The organism is Lewinella sp. IMCC34183, assembly GCF_003390915.1.
Classification (GTDB): Bacteria; Bacteroidota; Bacteroidia; order Chitinophagales; family Saprospiraceae; genus Neolewinella.
On record NZ_QMEM01000047.1, the window covers coordinates 1 to 255 of the forward strand.

Genomic DNA, 255 nt, shown 5'->3' on the forward strand with positions numbered 1-255 from the left:
GGCGAAGGGGTTTCTCACCCCTTTTATCGTTACTCATGCCTACATTTGCTTTTGTGGCCGCTCCAGCCGGGGTCACCCCCAACCTTCAGTGCCGTACCACAATGCTCCCCTACCAAATACTGCCCTAGAGCAGTCTTTCCATAGCTTCGGTACCGGGCTTATGCCCGAGTATTTTCCGCGCAGGAACGCTCGACTAGTGAGCTGTTACGCACTCTTTAAATGAATGGCTGCTTCCAAGCCAACATCCTAGCTGTC

At 53.3% G+C, this 255-nt stretch carries 1 rRNA gene; it reads right to left on the reverse strand.

The window, feature by feature from the left end:
• Window positions 1–255, reverse strand: a 23S ribosomal RNA gene (locus tag DQG19_RS20700); the annotation flags it as partial.